Here is a 23,379-nt window from a genome sequence, read left to right as displayed (position 1 = left end):
CGGAGGCGGCCAGGCGCAACGCCTGGCCGCTTTCATTCGGGGCGTTGCAATCCTTCGGAGGCGATCCAGCGATTGATCGTCGCACGGCTGATGCCAAGCAAACGTGCGGCTTTGGTAACATTCCAGTCAGCACTGTTCAGGGCGTCACGCAGCGAATGCCGCGCCAGTTCGCGTTGTGGCGTGGCTGGGCGGTTCTGAATTCGGTCGGGCAGGTCGGTCACATTGATTGTTGCGCCATTGCCGCAGATCAGCGCTTCGCGGAGCACAGCGCGCATCTCGCGCTGGTTTCCAGGCCAATCATAATCGCACAGCAGCCCCATAGCCTGATCCGAGACCTGCGGCGGCGTGGCCCGGTCCCGCGCTAGATACGCGCGGATCAACTGCTCGACCTCGCGCAGCCGCAAAGGGGGCAGCTCCAGCACTGACTGGCCGATCAGATGCAGTAGGCCCGGTTGCACAATGCCGCCGTTCTGAAACTGCTGCCAGGGCTGATCCGAGGTAAATAGCACCAGCGCGCGGTCCTCATTGAAACGATCCCCATTTGCAAGCTCGTCTGCTTCCAGGAACTGTTTCAGACGTGCCTGAGCGGCGCTGCCCAGCTGTTCGATATTCTCCAGTACCAAAGTCGGCGAGAACCGTTCCACCGGATAATCCCCAAGAAACTGCATTACATCCAGCGCTTCGCTCACGCTTGCGTCTGCGTTGGGGCTGTTGGCATCCAGCGTCACGCCCGTGGGGCCGATCAGCCCAAGATCGCCGATAATCGCCTGGGCAAACTCCCGGCTGTCGCCACCGGGCGCGCCGCAAATCAACAGCGGAACGCGGTAGGCGGCCAGTTTGCGGGCGCGCTCGACCAGATTGGGCATCGCCGCGCCCTGATTGGCGAAACATGCCAGCGGGCCGGTCTTGTCCAGCCGGGCTGGCACGTTGGGCGTGCCGGAGTTGATGAAATACCGGCGCGGGGGCACTCGGGCTGGTCCGCGCAGGCAGACCTCAAGATCGTGCAGTTCGGACAGGTGCCGCCCGACAAGGTTCTGATGGGGCTCGGGGCGCGCATCATCACGCCAAAGCGGCAGGCTGAAAATCACATCGCCTCGGTCATCGCAGGCCACCAGCGTTTCAAAACAGCGCCGGGTGGCGGGGTCTCGCGACATCAGCCGCGCTGTCATCTTGTCTGAATGGTAATTGCGGAACAGACGTGTCTGGAACTGGCGCGAGGCCCGGTGCAGGGTCTGTTCGCACAGGCCAATTTCGTCGGGGCGCCGGCCGACTGCTCCTACCAGCGTGATCGAGCCGATAAGATTGTTCTGCGCATCCGTCAGCGGGGTAGAGCTACAGGCAAATCGGGAAAAACAGCGATAGAAATGATCCTCGCCCGATACGGTCACTACATTGCCCGATTCCAGCGCGATGCTGATGCCGTTGGTCCCCGCCAGCCGTTCGTTCCAGATTCCGCCTACTGTCAGCCCGTGCCGCTGAAATTCGGTTTCGGCGCCCTCGGGGGCGTAACATTCCAGCACCACGCCTTCCGCGTCCGAGACCAGCAAGCAATAGCGGCTTTTGCTGGGCAGCAGGGTTGAAGGATCCAGTTCGGCAGCCGCACCGCCGATCAGATCCTGAAAGCGTTCGCGCCGGGGCGATAGTTCGGTTTCCTGTAGGCGCAGGATCGGCGCGCGGGTGCCGACCGCCAGCCGGTGTTTCTGAGTCGAGCGTGCCCTGGACCGCGCAAGCAACTCGCGCAGTGCGGTTTTTTGTTGCAAGGCAACCATTTCGTTTCCTCCCTTTGGCGTGAAGTGAACCACGGCCAACCTTTTGATTATCGCGTGGTTTCCCCTTTTTGTCCAAGTTGAGCGCAAGTCGCAGATCGCGCCTGTTGCAGTCGCTGAAAATCGGCATCCGCATGATAGCTTGATCGCGTCAGCGGAGAAGCCGAGACAAGCGCGAACCCCTTGCCCAGGGCGGCTGTCTTGTAGGCTGTGAATTCCTCGGGCGTGATGTAGCTGGCCACGGGGTGATGTTTCGGCGTCGGTTGCAGGTATTGCCCGATGGTCAGAAAATCGACGCCTGCCGCGCGCAGGTCGTCCATCACTTGATGCACGGACTGGCGATCCTCGCCCAGGCCGACCATCAGCCCCGATTTGGTGAAGATGGACGGGTCGCGCTGCCGGACACGGTCCAACAGGCGCAGCGAATGATAGTAGCGCGCACCAGGGCGGATTTGCGGATAAAGCCCCGGCACGGTTTCAAGGTTGTGATTGAAGACATCCGGGCGCGCATCGACCATAGCGTCCACCATGGCGGGGTCGCAACCCAGGAAATCCGGTGTCAGAAGCTCGATGGTGGTGTTGGGGTTGGACCGGCGGATGGCACGGATCGTGTGCACGAAGTGCTCTGCACCACCGTCGGCAAGGTCGTCGCGGTCGACAGAAGTGATCACGACGTGCCGGAGCCCCAAGCGTGCCACGGCTTTGGCCACCCGTCCAGGTTCGAACGGGTCCAGAGCCTCTGGCCGACCGGTGGCCACATTGCAGAAGGAGCAGCCCCGCGTGCAGGTGTCGCCCATGATCATCATGGTCGCGTGACCCTGGTCCCAGCATTCGCCCAGATTGGGACAACTGGCCTCTTCGCACACGGTGGTCAGCTTTTCGTCACGGACGAGAGCCATTGTTCGGGCGAATCCTGCGCCCGAAGGGGCCCGGACGCGAATCCAGCCCGGTTTGACCGGTCCCGACACGGATTTGCGATGCGCCTTTTCAGGGTGTCGCAGGGTCGGTGTCTGTCGTGGTGTCATTCGGCAAGCGCGTCCAAGGCCGCCAGCGCCCGGCCTCCGTAAACGACCGAAGGACCGCCCCCCATCTCGATTGCGACCGAGATCGCCTCGATCACCTCGTCGCGGGTTGCGCCGTGTTTCAGCGCGGCCCGCAGGTGAAACACGATACAATCTTCGCACCGGATCGCGATGGAAATCGAGAACGCCATCAGTTCCTTGACTTTGCTTGACAATGCCGCGTCGCCCGACACGGCGCTGACCAGCTGGCTGTAGGGTTTCATCGGCGCGGGGGCCGCCTTGAACAGTGCGCCCACGCGTTTGTCGATTTCCGCGCTCTCGGCGCGGTAGTTCTTAGTCATCGTGTTCCTCCCGTCAGGCCCGTGTGATAGAGATGCGTTTGCCTCAGGCGGCGCAGGCATCGTGGACCGTTGACGGCACTATGCGTGCTGTGTGCACCGCGATGTATCGGAGATCGGGTATTCGGACCTGTCAGGCCGGTAACTGTCTCATTTGGCGGCAAGTGAGACAGTGCCTGTGTCATGAAGACAAATCAGGATTGTTTGTTTGACAGGCAGCCCCTTGCTGGTGTGGAGTGCCGTGACGTCAGGGGAGTCCCGCCAAGGGGACTGAGAGGCTGACAGGGGGAAACCCCGGTGAAGCGACCCTTTGAACCTGACCCAGTTGATGCTGGCGTAGGAAGACCGAAGGGCAATTTCCCCACTTGCACACCGGGGCGGTCCTTTCGGGCCGCGGTGGCCCTTTTGCGGGCTACGGGCCGCTTTCTGCCTCACGTTTCGCTTGGGTCTTTTCGAGCGCACTTGAGGAGACGCAAATGAACGCCAAGACCCCACAGATCACCACCGGGCCGCTGCCCGCTTCGACCAAAATCCACGTGCCCGGACAGGTGCACGATATCCGCGTGCCGATGCGCTGCATCGCCATGTCGAACGAACCCCCAGTGACGGTCTATGACAGTTCCGGCCCTTACACCGATCCCGCTGTCAGCATCGATATCGCCAAGGGCTTGGCCGCTGTGCGCAGCCAATGGCAGATCGCACGCGGCGATTTGCAGGAATACGAAGGGCGCCACGTCACCTCTGCCGACAACGGGTTTGCCGAAGGTGCGCGCCTGACCCCGGCCTTTCCGATAGCCCGCAAACCGCTGCGGGCGACGGACGACAAGGCGGTCACCCAGTTGGCCTATGCCCGCGCCGGGGTCGTCACCCCGGAAATGGAATTCGTCGCCATCCGCGAAAACGAAGGCCGCATGGAAGCCTATCGCCGCGATGGCGAAGATTTTGGCGCCGCGATCCCCGATCTTGTCACCCCCGAATTCGTCCGTGACGAAATCACCGCTGGCCGCGCCATCATCCCCGCCAACATCAACCACCGCGAGTTGGAGCCGGTTATCATCGGCCGGAACTTCAAGGTGAAGATCAACGCCAACATCGGCAACTCGGCCGTCACCTCCAGCATGGAGGAAGAGGTCGAAAAGATGGTCTGGGCCATCCGTTGGGGAGCGGATACGGTGATGGATCTGTCCACCGGGCGCAACATCCACAACATCCGCGACTGGATCCTGCGCAACGCACCCGTTCCGATCGGCACCGTGCCGCTGTATCAGGCGCTGGAAAAGGTGGGCGGCATCGCCGAGGACCTGACCTGGGAAATCTTCCGCGACACGCTGATCGAACAGGCCGAACAGGGGGTGGATTACTTCACTATCCACGCAGGCGTGCGGCTGCACATGATCCCGATGACCGCGAAACGCGTGACCGGCATCGTATCGCGCGGCGGGTCTATCATGGCCAAGTGGTGTCTGCACCTTCACCGCGAATCCTTCCTGTATGAGCATTTCGAGGAAATCTGCGACATCTGCCGCCGCTATGACGTGTCTTTCAGTCTGGGCGATGGGCTGCGCCCCGGGTCCATCGCGGACGCCAACGATCAGGCGCAGTTCGCGGAACTGGAAACTCTGGGGGAGCTGACGAAAATCGCGTGGGCCAAGGACTGCCAGGTGATGATCGAAGGCCCGGGCCACGTGCCGATGCACAAAATCAAGGCCAACATGGACAAGCAGCTGGAGCATTGCCACGAGGCACCCTTCTATACGCTTGGGCCGCTCACCACGGATATCGCACCGGGCTATGACCATATCACCAGCGCCATCGGTGCCGCGATGATCGGGTGGTTCGGCACGGCGATGCTGTGCTACGTGACACCGAAGGAACACTTGGGCCTGCCGGACCGCGACGACGTGAAAACCGGCGTGATCACCTACAAGCTGGCTGCCCACGCTGCCGACCTGGCCAAGGGGCACCCCGGCGCGCAGATCCGCGACGACGCCCTGTCCCGCGCCCGGTTCGAATTCCGCTGGGAAGACCAGTTCAACCTGGGCCTTGATCCCGACACGGCGCGCGAAATGCACGACGAAACCATGCCAAAAGAGGCGCACAAGGTGGCGCATTTCTGTTCGATGTGCGGGCCGAAATTCTGTTCCATGCGCATTTCCCACGACATCCGCGCAGAGGCGGAAAAGCAGCAGGGCATGGAAAAGATGGCCGCCAAGTTCCGCGAAGGTGGCGAATTGTACGTGCCTGCGCAGGAGTCGGCAGAATGATCTCTGTCCTTGGAATGGGGGTGGCGGGGCTTTGCGTCGCCACCTCTCTGGCTGAACGTGGTCTGCAGGTAGAGGTGATCACCCCCGAAGGGTCGCCTGATCCGGCCTCTTGGCTGGCAGGGGGGATGCTGGCGCCGTTCTGCGAAGGTGAAAGCGCACCGGATTTGGTGGTGAAAATGGGCCAGTCCGCCGGCGACTGGTGGGGGGCTCGGGTCGGGTCGCTGGTTCGCATGGGAACGCTGGTGGTGGCACCGTCGCGCGATGTCTCCGAACTGGATCGCTTCGCGCGGGCGACCGAAGCGCACGAATGGGTGAACCCTGCCGATCTGGAACCTGATCTGGAAACCCGGTTCGCCCGTGGTCTGTTCTTCGCAAAAGAGGCCCACATGGATCCGCGCGAAGCGATGCGCAGCCTACGTACGCGGCTAGAGGCGATGGGCGTCCGCTTTCACCACGGGCCATCCACGGGGCAGATCATCGACTGCACCGGCATGGCAGCCGCGGCCCAATTGCCGGACCTGCGCGCCGTGCGGGGTGAGATGCTGGCGCTTTATGCCCCCGACGTGCAACTGACCCGCACCGTGCGGCTGCTGCATCCACGCTTTCCGTGTTACATCGTTCCGCGCGGGGATGGGCACTATATGGTCGGCGCAACCATGGTGGAAAGCGCACGCAATGGTCCGGTCAGTGCCCGCGCGGTGATGGAACTGTTGTCCACTGCTTACACCGTCCATCCCGCCTTTGCAGAGGCGGAAGTGACCGAAACCGGCTCGGGCCTGCGCCCGTCGTTTCCCGACAACATCCCCGCCATCCGCTTTCTCGGCGACAAAATTTTCATGAACGGCATGTACCGCCACGGGTTCCTGACCGCCCCGGCCCTGGCCGAGGAACTGGCCGCCTCCCTGACACAGGAGATCGCCCATGCAGGTTGACCTGAACGGCGTGCGGATCGATACCACGGCTGCATCCCTTGCCGCGCTGATCGATGAACGCGGATTTGACCCCGCCAGTATCGCGACGGCGGTGAACGGTGACTTCGTACCCCGTCCGCTGCGCGAAGGAACGAAGCTGGCCGACGGTGACAAGATCGAAGTCCTGTCACCCATGCAGGGGGGCTGAGATGTTCTACGGAGTTGACCTGACCTCGCGGCTGATGCTGGGGACGGCGCAGTATCCATCACCCGCCGTTCTGCGTGACGCCATTACTGCCTCCGGGACCGAGGTGATTACCGTTTCCCTGCGCCGCGAAGGGGCGGACGGCGCGGCGTTTCGGCAGATCCTGTCTGACAGCGGTTGCCGGATACTGCCCAACACGGCCGGTTGCCACACCGCCCGCGAAGCGGTCACGACAGCCCATATGGCGCGTGAATTGTTCGGAACGCACTGGATCAAACTGGAAGTGATCGGTCATGCCGACACCTTGCAGCCTGATCCTTTCGCGCTGGTCGAGGCCACCCGTACCCTGTGCGCTGACGGGTTCGAGGTTTTCCCCTATACCACCGACGACCTGATCGTCGGGGAAAAACTGCTAGAGGCGGGTTGCCAGGTGCTTATGCCCTGGGGTGCGCCGATCGGATCGGGGCAGGGGCTACGCAATATCGAGGGGCTGCGCACGATGCGGGCGCATTTTACGGGTGTCCCACTGGTAGTGGATGCCGGGATCGGCGCACCCAGCCAGGCAGCGCAGGCGATGGAAATGGGATTTGATGCGGTTCTGCTGAACACCGCTGTCGCCCGCGCGCTGGATCCGGTCGGAATGGCGCGGGCCTTCGGGCAGGCAGTGCAGGCCGGGCAGGCGGCGTGTCAGGCCGGGCTGATGCCCAGGCGCGACATGGCCCAACCCTCGACCCCGGTCTTCGGCATGGCGGAGCTGGCATGATGCTGGACCCGTTCTATCTGATTGCCGGTACGGCCGACCTGCTGGAACGTCTGGTGCTCTTGGGGGTACGGACCGTGCAATTGCGGGCCAAAGGCTTGTCCCCTGATAGATTGCGCGGTGAAATATTGCGGGCTCAGGCGTGTTGCCGCGCCTATGGGGCGCAGTTGATTCTGAACGATTACTGGGAACTGGCGCTGATGCTGGGTGTTGATTTCGTTCACCTGGGCCAAGAGGACATGGATACTGCCGACTTCGCCGCGTTGCGCCATGCCGGAATTCGGTTCGGTCTGTCCTCCCATGACGAGGCCGAATTGGACCGCGCCCTGGCCCTGAACCCGGATTATGTCGCGCTTGGCCCGGTGTATCCGACCCTTCTGAAAAAGATGAAATGGGGGCCGCAGGGTTTGGACCGGGTGCAGGACTGGAAAGCACGGGTCGGCAAGGTGCCGCTGGTCGCGATTGGCGGGCTGACTCCCGAACGCCTGCCCGGCGTCTTCGCGGCAGGGGCCGATAGCGCCGCAGTGGTAACGGACATCCAGATGGCCGCCGATCCCGAAGCCCGGTGCCGCGAATGGCTGGAAGCGACGCAGGAACCGGCGCTGTGACCCGTTATGAAAGTCAGCAATGCTTGCCCGAGGTCGGGGCGAAGGGGCAAGCCCTGTTTTCGCAAGCCGAGGCTCTGGTCGTCGGTGCAGGGGGGCTGGGGTCTGCTGTTCTGCCCGTTTTGGCCGGGGCCGGATGCGGGCGGATCGTCGTTATCGATCCCGACCGGGTAGAAGAGGGCAACCTGCACCGCCAGAAATTGTACCGCATGGTGGATATCGGCCACCCCAAGGCCGAGTGTGCAACCCGGGCCCTGACGGACCTGAACCCGGATTGTCGGGTGCAAGCTCACGTTGCGCGGTTGGACCCTGTTCTGGCGCGTCAACTGGTGCCGCAGGCCAGCGTGGTCGTGGATGCGGCAGACAGCTTCGCAGTGACCTATGCGTTGTCCGATGTCTGCCTTTCTGCAAGGGTGCCGCTGATCAGCGCGTCGGTTCTGGGGCGTACGGGCTATGTGGGCGGGTTCTGTGGCGGGGCGCCCGGCTATCGGGCGGTTTTCCCTGATCTGCCGCTTCAGGTGCAGACCTGTGCCACGGCGGGAGTCATGGGGCCTGTCGTGGCGATGCTGGGCACGATGCAGGCGCAGATGGTCCTGTCGGTGCTGCTGAGCCACGAACCCAACCCACTGGGGCAGATCATGTCCGTCGATATGGCTGGTTGGCGGGTGTCCTCGTTCCGGTTTGACGGTGCGTCGGACCCCTAGCGGGCTATTCCGGGCGTTATCGCGCGATCTCAAATAACCGAAAACGATCTGGTGATAGATCTCCGCCTTTCACCCGCGCCGGAGCGGATCGCCCTTTATCTGTCGGCTGGTGCTGAAATCCGATGGCACGGTTTGCCTGTCGCAAGAGGGGTCAGAGACCCTTGTGCTACGGGATCTGTCCATGGAGGGCGCGCAGGTCTCGGCGCGTTTGGGCAAAACGAATGCGCAGGTCGAAGCGCGGGTGCGTCTTGCAGAGCGGGACACCGGGCTCTTGATCTCTGTCCTGACCGGGGGTGTCGCGCGCGAATTTCTCCTCCCCGATGCCCTTTCAGGCAGCGCCGCGCTTGTCGATGCCAGCGACAGCGTGGTGGCGCCCATGACCGGCGTGATCGTCGCGCTGGATGTCGCGGTGGGCGACACGGTCGCCGAAGGCGCCCGGCTGGGTGTGATGGAAGCCATGAAGATGGAAACCGCCCTGGTCGCCCCGCGCATCGGAACCGTGGCCGAGGTGCTCTGCGCCGCGGGGGACGCGGTCGAAGGTGGCGCGATCCTCGTCAACTTCGAGGCCGCAGCATCATGACGAGGGACGTCCGGATCTTCGAGGTAGGCCCGCGTGACGGTCTGCAGAATGAAAAGGCGCTGATCCCGACGCGGGACAAGATCGCCCTGATCGACCTGCTGTCATCGGCAGGCTTCGCCCGGATCGAGGCCACCAGTTTCGTGTCTCCGAAATGGGTGCTTCAACTGGCCGATGCGGGTGAGGTCATGGCCGGGATCACCCGCGCCGGGGGTGTGAGCTATGCGGTCCTGACACCGAACCTCAAGGGGTTCGAACGGGCGCTGGCGGCCGGGGCGGATGAGGTCGCCGTCTTTGCCTCGGCCTCCGAGGCCTTCAGCCGGAAGAACATCAACTGTTCCGTCGCGGAAAGCCTGGAGCGATTTGCCCCCCTGATGCAGGCCGCGCGCGACGCCGCGATTCCCGTGCGCGGCTATGTGTCCTGTGCGATGGAATGCCCCTATTCCGGCGCGGTGGACCCGAACGCCGTCCGGGATGTGGCCGTCGCCCTGGACGAAATGGGATGCTACGAGATTTCGCTGGCGGATACGATCGGCCGCGCGACGCCCGAGGCGACATTCGCCATGCTCGAAGCGGTGGTCGATCTTGTCCCGGCGGAGCGTCTGGCCGGGCATTTCCATGACACCGGCGTGCGGGCCCTGGGCAATGTGGCGGTGGCGCTGGATTTTGGCTTGCGGTCCTTCGACAGCGCGGTCGGCGGTCTTGGCGGCTGCCCCTATGCGCCCGGCGCCAAGGGCAACCTGTCGACGACCGCGCTTGTGACGATTCTGGAAGAGCGCGGGTTCCGGACAGGGATAGACCGTGACCAGCTGGCCGAGGCCGAGCGGCTGGTGGCCGGTTTCGCCCGCAACACGGCGCAGTCAATGGAGAATACAGAATGAGCTTTGAAACCATCCGGGTGACGCGGGATGAACGCGGTATCGCCACGGTGACGCTGGCGCGACCCGAGAAACATAACGCCATGAATGCGCAGATGATCGGTGAGTTGACCGAGGCGGCGAAGGCGCTGGCCGAGGACAGTTCGGTTCGGGCGGTGATCCTGACCGGCGAGGGGCGCAGTTTCTGCGCCGGGGGCGATCTGGGCTGGATGCGCGCGCAGGCCGAACAGGACCGTGCGGGCAAGATGCAGGAGGCCGGTTCGCTGGCCGGGATGCTGGGCCTGTGGAACGCCCTGCCAAAGCCGGTGATCGGGCAGGTGCAGGGGGCGGCCTATGGTGGCGGCATCGGGCTGATTGCCGTCTGCGATATCGTCATCGCCGAGGAAAACACACGTTTCGCCCTGACCGAGACGCGCCTTGGCCTGATTCCGGCCACCATCGGCCCCTTCGTCGTCCGTCGCATGGGCGAGGCCTTTGCCCGGCAGGTCTTTTTCACGGCGCGCCCCTTCGATGCCGCCTTCCTGATGCGCGCCGGGCTGGTCGCGCGGATCTGCGCGGCGGAGGGCATGGCCGAGGCGGTGGAGGAAGAGGTCTCTGCCATTCTGAACTGTGCGCCCGGCGCGGTCTCGGCGGCCAAGGTCCTGTGCCGCGAGCTTGCCGGCACGGACCCGGTGCAGGCCGCCGACATGACTGCCAGTGCTTTGGCCGACTGTTGGGAGACTGAGGAAACGCAGGAAGGCATCTCAGCTTTCTTTGCCAAGGAAACGCCGACGTGGCGACGGAACGCTTGAGGAGCACGTCTGGCTGCTACAGGGATAACAAACCGCATCATCCGAAATGTTTGTTTCCGATGATCTGCCACCGATCTTTCATCCCGCCTCGACCGGCGTCCGGTTCGTGTTTACGCCGCTCGGCGCGGGTTGCGCAATCGCGCAATAAGCGAGCTATTTTCTCGCGCAGCGGGGCGGGCGATTGCGGTAGTCTTTGGGCCATGGTTGGGGGAGGACCATACCGCGCATGGCGCTGGCTCTGCTTGTTGGAAATGCCGTCATTTGTCTGCTGGGACCCGTCTGGCTGGGTACTCTCCTTGGCTGGGAGAAACCCATGCTACATTGGGGTGCACTGTCATTCCTTGTTAGGGATGCATTGAAACTGGGACTGGCACAACGTGTCATTCCGCTGAGCGGGCGAATGGTCAGAGCGCGGTCAGGATCGTCACGATTCACGGGTCGCGCCGGAATGGGAGGCTTGGTGCATGCATCCCCCTTTCATGTTGCCGGGATCACAAGATGCGCAGCATAGCGGTTCCAGTCATGAACTCGCCGGGGGCCAGGAGTCGCAGTCCCGCCCCGGATCGTGAGGCAGGCGCAATTTGAAATGCGCCTGCGAGATGAGACACAGGTTCAATGCACAGGTAATCGGCCTTGTGCAAAAGAGCACAATAGGACAGGCCGGAAACAGCTGTAAGCGAGATTGTTGCGCCGGGTAAGGTGTCGATTCGCGCGATCGTCTCTTTCCATCCGGAATAATGTTGCGTGACATCAAGGGTGATCGGACTGGCGCCTGCGTCGGGGCATTCCGCCGTCTGCTCCGCGTGAACCTGAATCTGACCATCGGATGCAGGTCTGAAATAGGGGTGCCAGCCTATACCACCGGGCATGGCTGTCTTGCCTGAGTTTATCAGTTTCAGACTGATTGAAAGGCCATCCTCACAAAGCTCAAACCTTTGGCTTGCGGTAAAGTCGAAGGGCCAGTCATCGTCGGCGTGGTAGTTCAATGTCATCCCGAGGAGTGCCGGGCCGGTTTCGGTGATGTCCCAAGGGCGTTGGTGCGCCGGACCATGCATGACGTCCCTGCCGTTTGCCATGTTCGGGCGAAGCCGAACCCGGCGATCGTTCATAGTGAAGTAGGCATCGCGAATGCGGTTGTGAAACGGGAACAGTGGGAAGGCGCCAGCTTTCGGCCAGGCGTCCGGGGCAAAATGAAGATCGTTCAATGGTACTAGGATGTCACCGTGATCGACGTGCCTGAGCGAGACCAAGCGCCCACCTGCCCAGGGGGCGAAACGCGCTTCGATTTGAGCGTTGCGAATCGAGCATTCGTCAGCTCGTCCGAACCGGTGATCGCTTCCGATAGACGAAGACGAACGGCTCATGGGAGGCGCTGCCGCATCTTGCCGTCATGGTCGATCACGCAGAACCGGCCCCCCTGGAAATGTTCGGCGATCTCGGGCAGGTGCGTGGGGTATTCGCGTGTCGTGTCCGGGCCGGCCAGCGCCTCGGCGGAATCGGCGGGCCTGTAGCCAAGGGCCGTTGCGGTGCTGTTGTCCCACCAGCCGGCGGGAACATGCGAGACACCATAGACCGTCGTGCAGGTGATATCGGGATGTTCCAGCCCGATCATGACCAGTTGCGCGAGATCACGGGAACTGACCCACATGTTCAGCGCCCGGGCGTCCTTGGGGCGGTCCCCGGCGTTTCCGATGCGGATATTCATGGTGCGGATGCCGAACTTGTCGAAATAGAGCCCTGCCTCCAGTTCGCCCCAGCACTTGCTTAACCCGTAGAGTGAATCGGGGCGCATCGGGTCGGCTTCGGACACCACCGTCTGGCGGGGGTAAAATCCGACGGCGTGGTTCGAAGACCCATAGACCACGCGACCGATTCCATTGCGCCGCGCCGCTTCCAGAACGTTGTGCGTCCCGAGGACATTGACGCGCAGGATGTCGTCTATGCTGCGTTCGTTGGGGTAGCCCGCGAGATGCACAATCGCGTCCACATCGGCCAGGCTGGCCGTAAGCGCCGCGCCATCGGAAATATCCACCTGGTCCCAGCTTTCCGTTGCGCCCAGATTCTCCGGTTCTGCCGTGTCCACGATCTTTATGCCTGCCACATGCCCCGACAGGTAGTGCCGAATCGCGGTGCCGACCCGGCCGGACCCGCCTGTCAGCGCGATACGTTTGTCAGAGCGGACGGGCATTTCTCCCTTCATGCCTGGCTGCGCAACAATGGCGGAAGTTCTTGAGTCGGACATGTCTTTGATACCTTTAGGCAGTCGCGGGCGTGCTGGCCGGGTGTGGTCATAAGGGGCGGATTTCACGCAATCAGACCGCGGGGTCCGGCGTCGGCGCCGTGCATGGATGCGCGATCGGCTTGCCCGTGCATACGTGTGGCAGAGCCCGCAAGGACGTAGACGTGTCGTGCCGCCCTGTGATCGTTGTCTCTGTGCAATGGGATAATGTATGATACTTTGGAAGTTTCATTGTCTATCTTTCTTCTCCCATTCTTGAGAAACCAGTGTAAATATAGTTGTTTATGGACCTGAGCTGACGGATTCTCCAGGCGAATCGATACATCTTCTCGTGATAGATACTCAAAATAATGTACGATTGACATTGATAAATGTAAATTCCTGCATTACCCATTCTGGTGCGCGCCGTGATTGGCATGGGGAGGAGCCCTTGGCCGAAGGGCGCGCAGGATAACAGGGAGGATCGAAATGCAACGAGACACTTCGAGAGGTAGTTCCGGCTGGGTCGGGAGCCTGACAGCCCGCTTGATGCGGGGTGTGGCCATCGCGCCCTTGCTTGCGCTTCCGGCGTTTGCGCAGGATGCAACCGGCGAAGCCCCGGCGCTTGCGGACCTGGTGGCCGCCGGTGATCTGCCGCCCGTGGCCGAGCGCGTGGGCGAAGAGCCTGAAGTGGTCACGCCTCTGAATGCCGTGGGTCACTATGGCGGCGATCTCCGGATCTACCTGCGCGGCAGTTCCGACCACAACCATATTCTTCGCGTTGTCGGCCCGCAGGGCCTTGTGCGCTGGGATCCGCAGTACACCCAGGTCGTGCCCAACGTGGCCGAGCGTTTCGAGGTGACCGAGGGCGGCCGTGTTTTCACCTTCTACTTGCGTGACGGGATGAAGTGGTCGGACGGTGAACCCTTCACCGCAGATGACGTGATGTTCAACATTCAGGATCTGGTCCTGAACAATGAATTTGCCCCGACGCCGCCGCGCTATACATCGGGTGGGGAGCCGCTGAAGGCCGAAAAGCTGGACGACTATACCGTTCGCTTCACCTTCAAAGAGCCTTATGGCGACTTCCTCGCCGAACTCGCCAGCCCGCTGGGTCAGCACCCGGTGCTCTATGCCAAGCACTACTGCTCGCAGTTCCTGCCGTCGTACAACGACGACATCGGCGCGCTGATCGAGGCGAACGACGCGACCGATTGGCAGAACCTGTTCCTGCAGAAATGCGGTGACCTGGAAATCCCGGCCCGCTGGGGCAACCCGGAGCGCCCGACGCTGGACCCCTGGATCATCAAGGAGCCCTATGTCGGCGGCACCACGCGGGTGGTGATGGAGCGTAACCCCTACTTCTGGCAGATCGACACCGAGGGCAACCAGCTGCCCTACATCGACCAGATGATAGCGCCGATCGACCAGGATGTCGAAAGCCTGATTCTCTCCGTGATTGGCGGCAAAGTCGATTTCGGCCTGCGCCACATCGATCCGCCGGCCAACCGGCCCGTCCTGGCCGAGAACCGCGAGAAGGGAGACTACCACTTCTTCGAGGCCAAGTCGACCGGCGGCACCGATATGTCCATCAGCTTCAACCTGACTCACAAGGACCCCGACATGCGGGCCCTGTTCAACCAGAAGGACTTCCGCATCGCGTTGTCCCTGGGCATGGACCGTCAGGCGATCATTGACACGGTGATGCTGGGCGAGGGTGAACCGTGGCAGCATGGGCCGTTCGAGGATCATCCCTACTACCACGAAAAGATCGCGACGCAGTTCCTTGAGTACGATCCCGAAAAGGCGAACGCCTTGCTTGACGGGCTTGGCCTCGAACGTGGTGAAGACGGCATTCGCCGGATGGAGAACGGCGAGCCGGTCCGCTTCCAGATCGACGTCATCCCGACCTTTGATCCGACCTGGGTGGACTCCCTGCAACTGATCGAGCAGCAGTGGGCCGAGCTGGGGATTGATATGGAAATCAATCCGATGGAGCGGACGTTCTTCTATGAGCGCACCTCCAACAGCAACGACCACGACGCCGCGGTCTGGCGTGCGACGCAAAGCTGGGTTCCGGGCCAGATCCCGCAGATGCTGGTCCCCGTTCACCACGACAGCCGCTATGGCATCGCATGGCGTGACTGGTACCTCAGCGGTGGCACGGCAGGCGAAGAACCGCCCGCGAACGTCAAGAAGCGGCTTGAGCTTTATGACAAGGCGCGCGGTCTGACCGATCCGCAGGAACGTATCGCCACCTTCCATGAGATTGCCGATATCGCTGCGGATAACTTCGAAGTTCTCGGTGTGTCCAAGGCCGTGCCGACCTACGGCATCGTCAAGAACGACCTGATGAACGTGCCGGACAGCATGCCAAGCTCCTGGTACTATCCGACACCTTCGCCGACCTTGCCGCAAACGTGGTTCTGGAAGGACGAGTAACGTCGACCTTTGCGGCGCTCCCTGGCGGAGCGCCGCGCACTCCCTGACCGGCACTAGCCGACTACGGGACGGGGTGCGTCTGCCCGATGGCAACACTTTCCGGGTGACCGCGAAGGTTCCTCCAACTCCCTTTGTCAGACACCCGTCCCGACCTTCACACTCCGACCGAGGCCTGCCGTCCGTGGCAGCCATCCAATCCACATTGGCTCACGCCGACCCAAGAACAAAGCAAACAGGGGTCTCTTGATGTTACTCGTCTACATCGCGCGCCGTATTCTATGGGCAATCCCGTTCTTTTTCGCGGTCTCGCTCATTGCCTTCGCGCTGATCTCCGCGCCTCCGGGCGACTACCTGACATCCTTCGCCGCGACGCTGGCGCAATCCGGCGACGTGGTGGATGAAGCCAGGCTGGACGCGCTCCGCGAACGCTATGGGTTCGACCAGCCCTTCATCATCCAGTACCTGCGCTGGATCGGTGGCGTCCTTCAAGGCGATTTCGGGATTTCCTTCGAATGGCAGCAGCCCGTGGGCCAGCTGATCTGGGAGCGCATGGCGCTGTCCGTCACGCTGGCGCTGGCGACCCTGATGTTCACCTGGGCCGTGGCCCTGCCCATCGGGATCTACTCGGCGGTGCGGAAATACTCGATCGGAGACTATTTCTTTACCACGGTCGGCTTCATCGGGCTGGCGATGCCGAACTTCCTGTTCGCACTGGTGCTCATGTATGTCGCGGTGGTGCATTTCGGGGCCGACGTCTCGGGCCTCTTCTCCGAGGAGTACCAGGATGCGCCCTGGTCCCTGGCCAAGATCGGCGATCTTGCCGCGCATATCTGGATCCCGGTCATCATCCTCGGCACCAGCGCGACTGCCAGCTTGGTGCGCATCATGCGGGCCAACCTGCTGGACGAGTTGTATCGACCCTACGTTACGACAGCCCGAGCCAAAGGCCTGTCCGAGTGGCGCTTGATCATGAAGTATCCCGTGCGGATCGCCATCAACCCGTTCATATCGACAATCGGCTGGGCCTTCCCGCAACTGATTTCGGGCGCCGTCATCACCGCCTTCGTGCTGTCGCTGCCGACCTCGGGCCCACTGATGCTGCAAGCGCTTCTGGCGCAGGACATGTACCTGGCTGGCGCCTTCATCCTGCTGCTCTGCTGCCTGTCAATCGTCGGGATGCTCGTCTCTGACATCCTGCTCGCGGTGATCGACCCGCGCATTCGCTTCCGGTGACCCAAATGACTGCTAATTCCGAAATCGACCCCCGCGCCCTGGCACAATCGCCCGAAGACTTCGCGTCCCAATGGCGGCTGATCTGGGTGTCCTTCCGCAAGCACCGCCTGGCGATGACCGGCCTGATGATCGTGCTGCTGCTCTATGTGATCGGGGCCTTTGCAGAATTTCTTGCCCCCTTTGATCCGAATGCGACCTCATCGGCCGACATCTACCATCCGCCACAGATGATCCGGTTCATCGACCGTGATGCCGATGGCGGTTGGTCGATCAGCCCGCATGTGGTCGCGCAGACGATGGAGCGGGACAAGTTCACGCTCCAGACCACCTACACCCCCGACCCGGACAAGAAGATCTATCTGGATTTCTTCGGCAAAGGCGATCCCTATGAGCTTTGGGGCGTGTTCCCGATGGAGCGGCACTTCCTGACCACCGAAAATCCCGATGAGCACTTCTTCCTTTTCGGGGCGGACCGGCTGGGCCGGGACATGCTGAGCCGGACGATCTATGGAACGCGGATTTCCATGTCCATCGGCCTGATCGGCGTCAGCCTCAGCCTGGTGCTGGGCCTGATCTTGGGCGGCATTTCCGGGTACTACGGCGGACGGATCGACATGTTCATCCAGCGAATCGTGGAGCTGGTGATTTCGCTGCCGACGATCCCGATCTGGCTGGGCCTGAGCGCGGCGCTGCCGCAGGACTGGTCACCGCTGACGCGCTACTTCGCCATCACGATCATCCTGTCGCTGGTGGCCTGGACCGAATTGGCGCGAGTAGTCCGAGGCCGTTTCCTTGCCCTTCGGACCGAGGAGTTCGTGACCGCCGCCCGGCTGGACGGCTGTAAACGGCGCCGGGTGATCTTTCGCCACATGATGCCCTCGATGGTCAGCCACATCATCGCCTCGGTGACGCTGGCGATCCCGGTGATGATCATCGCGGAAACCTCGCTGTCCTTCCTCGGGCTTGGCCTGACGCCGCCGATCATCTCCTGGGGCGTGTTGTTGAAAGAGGCCCAGAACGTCCGCTCTATCGCGCAGGCGCCTTGGCTTTTCGTTCCGGGCGGCGCGGTCTGCCTTGCGGTTCTGGCACTGAACTTCCTTGGCGACGGTTTGCGCGACGCTGCCGATCCCTATGCACAGGACAGCCACTGATGAGCAATACAGCCATGAAAACAGATGCAGAAACGACGGTCCTGGAACTCAAGAACCTGACCACGGAGTTCGTGACCAAGCGCGGCAACTTCCGCGCGGTCGACGATGTCTCTCTGGAACTACACGCGGGCAAGACGCTCTGCGTCGTCGGGGAAAGCGGCTCGGGCAAGAGCGTGATGTCCCGCTCGATCCTGCAGATCGTCGATCCGCCGGGCCGCGTGACCGGCGGGCAGGCGCTGCTGCACCGCCACCGCACGGCGCGCGCTGGCGGTGTAGAGGACACGGTCGACCTCTTGCAGCTCAATCCCAAGTCCAAGGCCATCCGCAACCTGCGCGGTCGCGACATCGCCATGATCTTCCAGGAACCGATGAGTTCGCTCTCGCCGGTGCACCGGATCGGCGACCAGGTCGGCGAGGCGATCCGCCTGCACGAGCCTGTCTCCAAGAAGGAGGCCCGCGAGAGAACCTTTGAGCTGTTGCGCAAGGTCGAGATCCCGAACCCGGGCAAGGCCATCGACCAATTTCCCTTTGAGTTCTCGGGCGGAATGCGGCAGCGCGCGATGATCGCAATGGCCCTGGCTTGCAACCCGACGGTTCTGATCGCCGATGAGCCTACGACTGCGCTGGATGTGACCATCCAGGCCGAGATCCTCGATCTGATCCGCTCGATCCAGGACGAAAGCGACATGGCGGTTCTGTTCATTACGCACGACATGGGCGTGGTGGCGGAAATCGCGGATGAAATCGCCGTCATGCGCTTTGGCAAGGTCGTGGAGACCGGAGACGTCTACGACATCTTCGAGAACCCGCAGCACCATTACACCCAGCGCCTGTTGAACTCCGTGCGCGAACTGGATCATCCCTCGGAACGCCGTCTTGAAATGCGCAAGGTCCGCCCGATCGGCGCACCCTGCTTGGTGTCGGACAATGTCCGCAAAGTCTTTGGCGGCAGCACGAGCTGGTTCGGGGGCGAGGTGAAGGGGCTGGTCGCGGTCAATGACGCTGACCTGGAACTGCGCAAAGGTGAAAACCTGGGCATTGTCGGCGAGAGTGGGTCTGGCAAGACCACGCTGGGGCGCTGCCTGCAACGTGTGCATGATGTCACCTCGGGCCGGATCCTCTACACCAACGAGGACGGAGAGGAACGTGACCTCGCCCCGCTGACCGAAGACCAGCTGGCGCAGCCCTGGCGCGACATCCGGACAGTGTTCCAGGATCCGTTTTCCTCGCTCAACCCGCGGATGACGATTGGCCAGATCATTGCCGAACCGCTGGTGGTCGAGGGCAAGATGACGTCGCAGCAGATCCGCGACCGGGTCTTTGAACTGCTGGAGCTGGTCGGGCTGCCGAACACGGCCTACATGCGCTATCCGCACGCCTTTTCCGGCGGCCAGCGGCAGCGCGTGTCGATTGCCCGCGCGATTGCGCCGAACCCGCGCGTCATAATCGCGGACGAGGCGACCTCGGCGCTGGACGTCAGCCTGCGGACGCAGATCCTCGATCTGCTGCTCGATCTTCAGGAACGGCTCGACCTGAGCTTTATCCTGATCAGCCACGACATCGCGGTGATCCGGTATTTCTGTGACCGCATCGCCGTCATGTACCGGGGCCAGATCGTCGAGACAGGCGATACCGAGACCGTCTGCAATGCGCCGCAACACAAGTATACCCAGTCGCTGCTATCCGCCGTGCCGGTCGCCGATCCGCGTGTTCGCGGGCAGAAGCAACGCGTGCGTTACCAAGAAGCAACCTGAGGACTGCCCCGTGAAGATTACAGAGATCAAGACCTTTCTGATGCAGGTGGGATCGCGGCCGGGAATGCCTGCGGGGGCGGGATCGTTCCGTGGCTCGCGCAACTGGCTTTTCGTCAAGGTCGAAACGGATGAGGGCATCTACGGCATCGGCGAATGTTCCGGCTGGCCGCGCGTGATCGAACGCGCGGTGCAGGATCTCGCCAATGTTCTGGTCGGTGAGGACCCGCGCGACATCGACCGCCTTTGGCAACGCCTCTACGTCGCCACGATGGGCCACGGCATGACCGGCACGGTTGGCGGCGGTGCGCTGACCGGGATCGAAATGGCGCTGTGGGACATCAAGGGCAAGGTGCTGGGTCAGCCGGTCTGGAACCTGCTGGGCGGCAAGTTCCGCGACACGATCCCCGTTTATGGACACGCCAAGTCGCCGGAGCGTGCGCAGGAACTGATGGACCGGGGCTACAGCGCGGTGAAGGTGGGCTTCACAGGGGCCGTAAACCTCGAACTGGTGGCCTCGATCCGCGACACGGTTGGACCAGATGCGGACGTGATGGTCGATGCACATGGACCGTCCTGGATGACCGCCGCCGACGCGATTGCCGTCGGGCGCGAGCTGGAGCAGCTGGATCTGCTGTTCTACGAGGATCCGGTTGCACCCGAGAACCTGGGCGCATTGCAACGGGTGCGTGACGCGGTGGACATCCCTCTGGCAGCGGGCGAGCGCGTTAGCACCATCTGGGGCATCCGCCCCTATATCGAACGCGACCTTGTGGACGTGATCCAACCTGACACGGGCCGTGCCGGCGGTATCACCCAGATGCGCAAGATGGCGGCAATGGCCGAATCCCATTACATCACGATGGCACCGCATTCCGGCTCTCTGGGGCCGGTGGCGGAATTTGCCGCGCTGCATGTCTTGGCCACGATCCCGAACGTGTTGATGCTGGAACGGGTCGAGATCGACTGGCCGGGCCGCTACGAAGTGGTCACACCTGTCCTCAAGGCTGAATACGGCGCCTTGCCGGTGCCGGACGCGCCCGGTCTTGGCGTCGAACTGGTCGAGGAGGAGATCGAGAAGTACCCGAGCCAGCGCAACGTGGCCGACATGCCGGAGAACGAGGGCGCCTATGAGCCGGGCACTTTTGGCGAATGCGTCTACTTTCAGCCCCGCTTGCGCCGGCGGTCTCGCCTGCGTTTGAAGCGAACAGAGGAGTCCTGATCGCTCATGGCTCCGGCGACGGACACAGGATGCGCTACTGGGGACGGCCTTTGGGCTATCGCCCTCGCAGGAGAGGGCGCTTTGGCGCTCTGTTCGCTGGACCCGGAGACGGGCGTGCTTGTCGTCATCGACAAGCAGCCCTTGCCGGGGGCCACGGGCCGCTGTCGCGGCGTGCCAATGGCTGCAAACGCAGGCAAGACCCGGATCTATGCTGCCTGGCGTGGCGATGCGTTCCGGCTGTTCAGCTTTGCCCTTGATCGCGATGCGCGCCGCCTGACCTGCCTGGGAGACGCCAGCCTGCCCGCAAGCATGTGCTATGCCACACTCTCCTCGTGCGGCCAGCGGGTGCTCTCATCGTCCAACACGGGCAGTGTGATTGCCGTCAGCCCCATCGACAAGGACGGGCGGGCAGGCGATCCGATCATGACACAGGAGGCGTTCAAGGCACATTGCTTTTTCGATGCCCCGAACGGCCTTGCCTATGCCACCAGCTTGCGCGGCGATTTCGTCCAGAGCTACGCATTCGATATGGCGCGCTGCGATCTGAAACCGTTGGCCCGGCGCGAATTTCCGGCGGAAGCTGGGCCGCGGCACATCGTATTCGCGGCAGACGGGACACGCGCTTACCTGCTGTCGGAATTTGCGGGGACCCTTACCTCGCTGGACGTGGATGTCGAAACCGGTGCCTTGTCCGTGCAGGGCAGGGTCGAGTTGTTGCCGGGCGCGGATAAGGCATGGGCGGCCGAGCTGCGGCTAAGCCCACGACATGATGTTCTTTATGCTTCCGAACGCAGCACATCGCAGATCTTCGCCTATCGCCTTGGGGCGCAGGGCGTGATGCAGCTGATCGGCGCCGTGCCCGCGCCCGACTGTCCAACCGCCTTTGATCTCTGCGCCACCGACCGCCACCTGATCGCCCTCGGCGAAAAGAGCAGCGAGGCCTGGGTCTATCGAATTGACCGGGACGGGCTGCCAGGGCGTGTCTTCCGAACCGAAATCGGCGCCGTTCCCAGCTGGGTGCTGGCGCTTTGAACCATCAAACTCACCTCAAGGACCCGACGATGAAAGAGAGCACCCGCAACAAGTTCCTGCATATCTCGGTCGCGACCATTGCCACGGCGCTCTACAAGCGCGGCCTGCGCCACCAGGTGATCCAGGGTGTGCATCCTGTAGGTTGGAAGGGGCAGAACATGGTCGGTCCCGCCTTCACCCTGCGCTACATTCCCGCCCGCGAGGATCGCAACGGAATCGAGGTCTTTCGCAACCCCGAGCACAAGCAGCGCGTCGCCATCGAAACCTGTCCCGAGGGGCACGTTCTGGTCATGGACAGCCGCAAGCAGGCCGAGGCCGCCTCAGCCGGGGACATTCTCATCACCCGGCTGATGAAGCGTGGCGGGGCCGGTGTCGTGACGGATGGCGGATTTCGCGACGCGATGAACATCGCCACGCTGGACATGCCCGCCTACCATTCACGCCCCTCCAGCCCGACGAACCTGACCAACAACGAGGCCATCGCCATCAACGAACCGATCGGCTGCGGGGATGCGCCGGTCTTTCCTGGAGACGTGATCGTGGGTGACGCGGATTGCGTCATCGTGGTCCCGACCGAGATCGCCGACGAGGTCGCGGATGAGTGTATCGAGATGACCGCCTTCGAGGCTTTCGTGGCGGAACGCGTGGCCGAAGGCCACACCATCATCGGCCTCTATCCCTGCACGAAGGAGGAAAACCGCGCCGCCTACGAAGCATGGCTTGCAGCCAAGGATGACACGTATTTCTACCACCGGATGAAGCAAGATGAGCGCTGAGCCGACCGGACAGTCAATACTCCATCATTTCCGCTGGGCCTTTGCCGTCACGGCACTAGGGCTGCTTCTCGGCGCAGTCGTCGGCTGGAACGCCACAGGCACGGCCTCGGGCACGCTGACGATCTTCTTTATCTGCGCCGTTCTGGCGGTGCTTGAGATCAGCCTGTCCTTCGACAATGCCATCGTGAACGCCAACAAGCTCAAGACCATGTCGCCGAAGTGGCAGCGCCGGTTTCTGACCTGGGGCATCCTGATCGCTGTTTTTGGCATGCGGATCGTCTTTCCACTGGCGATTGTCGCGCTGGCTGCAAAGGTGGGGCCGTGGCAGGCGCTGGTGCTGGCCGTGGCCGAGCCGGGCGAATACAGCCGCATCATGCACGACGCACATCTGTCCATCGCGGCCTTCGGCGGGACCTTCCTGATGATGGTCGGGCTCTGTTTCTTTTTCGACAAGGAAAAGGACGAGCACTGGGTGCGTTGGATCGAGGACAGGATGGCCCGCGCCGCGGGTATCCGCGGCTTTGAAATCATGCTGGTCCTGGCGCTCATCCTTGTCTTCTCCTCGGTTCAGTCAAGCGCCGCCGATGCGGATGCGTTTTTCAGTGCCGCAATCTGGGGACTGATGACCTTTCTCGTGGTCGAGGCGCTTGGCGCGCTGCTCGACAGTTCGCAGCAGGCCCTCGAAGGGGCGGCCAAAGGCGGGGTCGGGGCCTTTCTCTACCTCGAGGTGCTG

The 23,379-nt window shown here is 62.6% G+C and carries 23 protein-coding genes and 1 riboswitch; of the genes, 18 read left to right on the top strand and 5 right to left on the bottom strand.

What is annotated here, in order from left to right; translation table 11 throughout:
- Window positions 1-32: 32 nt before the first annotated feature.
- From PVW46_RS17515 to PVW46_RS17505, 3 genes are read right to left on the bottom strand one after another with little or no spacing between them, the layout of a single operon-like run.
- On the bottom strand, window positions 33-1,802 hold the full coding sequence (locus PVW46_RS17515; protein WP_274576912.1) for a sigma-54-dependent Fis family transcriptional regulator: 1,770 nt from the start codon (window positions 1,800-1,802) through the stop codon (window positions 33-35).
- A gap of 14 nt (window positions 1,803-1,816) precedes the next feature.
- Window positions 1,817-2,791 (bottom strand): lipoyl synthase, encoded by a 975-nt coding sequence (gene lipA, locus PVW46_RS17510; RefSeq protein ID WP_088672065.1) that lies wholly within the window; start codon window positions 2,789-2,791, stop codon window positions 1,817-1,819.
- A complete protein-coding gene (locus PVW46_RS17505; RefSeq protein ID WP_088672066.1) occupies window positions 2,788-3,129 on the bottom strand; it encodes a carboxymuconolactone decarboxylase family protein in 342 nt (113 codons plus the stop codon). The genes lipA and PVW46_RS17505 overlap by 4 nt, the downstream gene beginning before the upstream one ends.
- Window positions 3,130-3,365: 236 nt before the next feature.
- Window positions 3,366-3,486: riboswitch (TPP riboswitch) on the top strand.
- A 116-nt stretch (window positions 3,487-3,602) separates the two neighbouring features.
- Between PVW46_RS17505 and thiC the strand changes: the two genes are divergently transcribed.
- From thiC to PVW46_RS17455, 10 genes are all read left to right on the top strand, one after another.
- On the top strand, window positions 3,603-5,390 hold the full coding sequence (gene thiC, locus PVW46_RS17500) for a phosphomethylpyrimidine synthase ThiC (protein WP_274576909.1): 1,788 nt from the start codon (window positions 3,603-3,605) through the stop codon (window positions 5,388-5,390).
- Window positions 5,387-6,322, top strand: coding sequence for an FAD-dependent oxidoreductase (locus PVW46_RS17495; protein ID WP_274576906.1), 936 nt, complete (start codon window positions 5,387-5,389; stop codon window positions 6,320-6,322). Before thiC ends, PVW46_RS17495 begins: the two co-directional genes overlap by 4 nt.
- Window positions 6,312-6,509 (top strand): sulfur carrier protein ThiS, encoded by a 198-nt coding sequence (gene thiS, locus PVW46_RS17490; protein WP_088672069.1) that lies wholly within the window; start codon window positions 6,312-6,314, stop codon window positions 6,507-6,509. The genes PVW46_RS17495 and thiS overlap by 11 nt, the downstream gene beginning before the upstream one ends.
- Before the next feature lies 1 nt (window position 6,510).
- Window positions 6,511-7,269, top strand: a complete 759-nt coding sequence (locus PVW46_RS17485; protein ID WP_088672070.1) for a thiazole synthase — start codon at window positions 6,511-6,513, stop codon at window positions 7,267-7,269.
- A 2-nt stretch (window positions 7,270-7,271) separates the two neighbouring features.
- The gene (locus tag PVW46_RS17480) at window positions 7,272-7,874 is read left to right on the top strand and encodes a thiamine phosphate synthase (protein ID WP_443137051.1); all 603 of its coding nucleotides are present in this window, start codon (window positions 7,272-7,274) and stop codon (window positions 7,872-7,874) included.
- Window positions 7,871-8,575 carry a HesA/MoeB/ThiF family protein gene (locus PVW46_RS17475; RefSeq protein WP_274576894.1) on the top strand — a complete coding sequence of 235 codons (705 nt, stop codon included), beginning with the start codon at window positions 7,871-7,873 and terminating at the stop codon, window positions 8,573-8,575. The genes PVW46_RS17480 and PVW46_RS17475 overlap by 4 nt, the downstream gene beginning before the upstream one ends.
- A 109-nt stretch (window positions 8,576-8,684) precedes the next feature.
- Window positions 8,685-9,155 (top strand): acyl-CoA carboxylase biotin carboxyl carrier protein subunit, encoded by a 471-nt coding sequence (locus PVW46_RS17470; protein WP_274576891.1) that lies wholly within the window; start codon window positions 8,685-8,687, stop codon window positions 9,153-9,155.
- A complete protein-coding gene (locus PVW46_RS17465) occupies window positions 9,152-10,033 on the top strand; it encodes a hydroxymethylglutaryl-CoA lyase (RefSeq protein ID WP_274576889.1) in 882 nt (293 codons plus the stop codon). Before PVW46_RS17470 ends, PVW46_RS17465 begins: the two co-directional genes overlap by 4 nt.
- Complete coding sequence (locus PVW46_RS17460) at window positions 10,030-10,821, top strand: crotonase/enoyl-CoA hydratase family protein (protein ID WP_274576887.1); 792 nt, start codon at window positions 10,030-10,032, stop codon at window positions 10,819-10,821. The genes PVW46_RS17465 and PVW46_RS17460 overlap by 4 nt, the downstream gene beginning before the upstream one ends.
- A gap of 226 nt (window positions 10,822-11,047) precedes the next feature.
- Window positions 11,048-11,332 carry a biotin transporter BioY gene (locus tag PVW46_RS17455; protein WP_274576886.1) on the top strand — a complete coding sequence of 95 codons (285 nt, stop codon included), beginning with the start codon at window positions 11,048-11,050 and terminating at the stop codon, window positions 11,330-11,332.
- Here the strand turns inward: PVW46_RS17455 and PVW46_RS17450 are convergent.
- Window positions 11,313-12,185 (bottom strand): aldose epimerase family protein, encoded by an 873-nt coding sequence (locus PVW46_RS17450; protein ID WP_274576885.1) that lies wholly within the window; start codon window positions 12,183-12,185, stop codon window positions 11,313-11,315. The genes PVW46_RS17455 and PVW46_RS17450 overlap by 20 nt on opposite strands.
- Window positions 12,182-13,021, bottom strand: coding sequence for an NAD-dependent epimerase/dehydratase family protein (locus PVW46_RS17445; RefSeq protein ID WP_274576884.1), 840 nt, complete (start codon window positions 13,019-13,021; stop codon window positions 12,182-12,184). The genes PVW46_RS17450 and PVW46_RS17445 overlap by 4 nt, the downstream gene beginning before the upstream one ends.
- A gap of 507 nt (window positions 13,022-13,528) precedes the next feature.
- Between PVW46_RS17445 and PVW46_RS17440 the strand changes: the two genes are divergently transcribed.
- The 8 genes from PVW46_RS17440 to PVW46_RS17405 form a co-directional block, all read left to right on the top strand.
- On the top strand, window positions 13,529-15,481 hold the full coding sequence (locus tag PVW46_RS17440; protein ID WP_274576882.1) for an ABC transporter substrate-binding protein: 1,953 nt from the start codon (window positions 13,529-13,531) through the stop codon (window positions 15,479-15,481).
- A gap of 246 nt (window positions 15,482-15,727) precedes the next feature.
- Entirely contained in the window at window positions 15,728-16,714 is a 987-nt protein-coding gene (locus PVW46_RS17435; protein WP_274576881.1) for an ABC transporter permease, read from the top strand.
- A 5-nt stretch (window positions 16,715-16,719) separates the two neighbouring features.
- A complete protein-coding gene (locus tag PVW46_RS17430; protein WP_274576880.1) occupies window positions 16,720-17,865 on the top strand; it encodes an ABC transporter permease in 1,146 nt (381 codons plus the stop codon).
- Window positions 17,866-17,879: 14 nt separating this feature from the next.
- Window positions 17,880-19,619, top strand: a complete 1,740-nt coding sequence (locus PVW46_RS17425) for a dipeptide ABC transporter ATP-binding protein (protein ID WP_274576879.1) — start codon at window positions 17,880-17,882, stop codon at window positions 19,617-19,619.
- Between the two features lie 10 nt (window positions 19,620-19,629).
- Window positions 19,630-20,838 carry a mandelate racemase/muconate lactonizing enzyme family protein gene (locus PVW46_RS17420; RefSeq protein WP_274576878.1) on the top strand — a complete coding sequence of 403 codons (1,209 nt, stop codon included), beginning with the start codon at window positions 19,630-19,632 and terminating at the stop codon, window positions 20,836-20,838.
- A gap of 81 nt (window positions 20,839-20,919) precedes the next feature.
- Window positions 20,920-21,870 carry a lactonase family protein gene (locus PVW46_RS17415; RefSeq protein ID WP_274576877.1) on the top strand — a complete coding sequence of 317 codons (951 nt, stop codon included), beginning with the start codon at window positions 20,920-20,922 and terminating at the stop codon, window positions 21,868-21,870.
- A gap of 29 nt (window positions 21,871-21,899) precedes the next feature.
- On the top strand, window positions 21,900-22,646 hold the full coding sequence (locus PVW46_RS17410) for a ribonuclease activity regulator RraA (protein ID WP_274576875.1): 747 nt from the start codon (window positions 21,900-21,902) through the stop codon (window positions 22,644-22,646).
- On the top strand, window positions 22,636-23,379 hold a 744-nt coding region (locus PVW46_RS17405), incomplete at its 3' end, for a DUF475 domain-containing protein (protein ID WP_274576873.1). The genes PVW46_RS17410 and PVW46_RS17405, both read left to right, overlap by 11 nt.

Origin of the sequence: Mameliella sp. AT18 (assembly GCF_028807275.1) — a bacterium.
In the GTDB taxonomy this organism is placed as follows: Bacteria; Pseudomonadota; Alphaproteobacteria; order Rhodobacterales; family Rhodobacteraceae; genus Antarctobacter; species Antarctobacter albus.
Note: the sequence above shows the minus strand (reverse complement) of the source record. Positions and strands in the feature narration are given on the sequence as shown.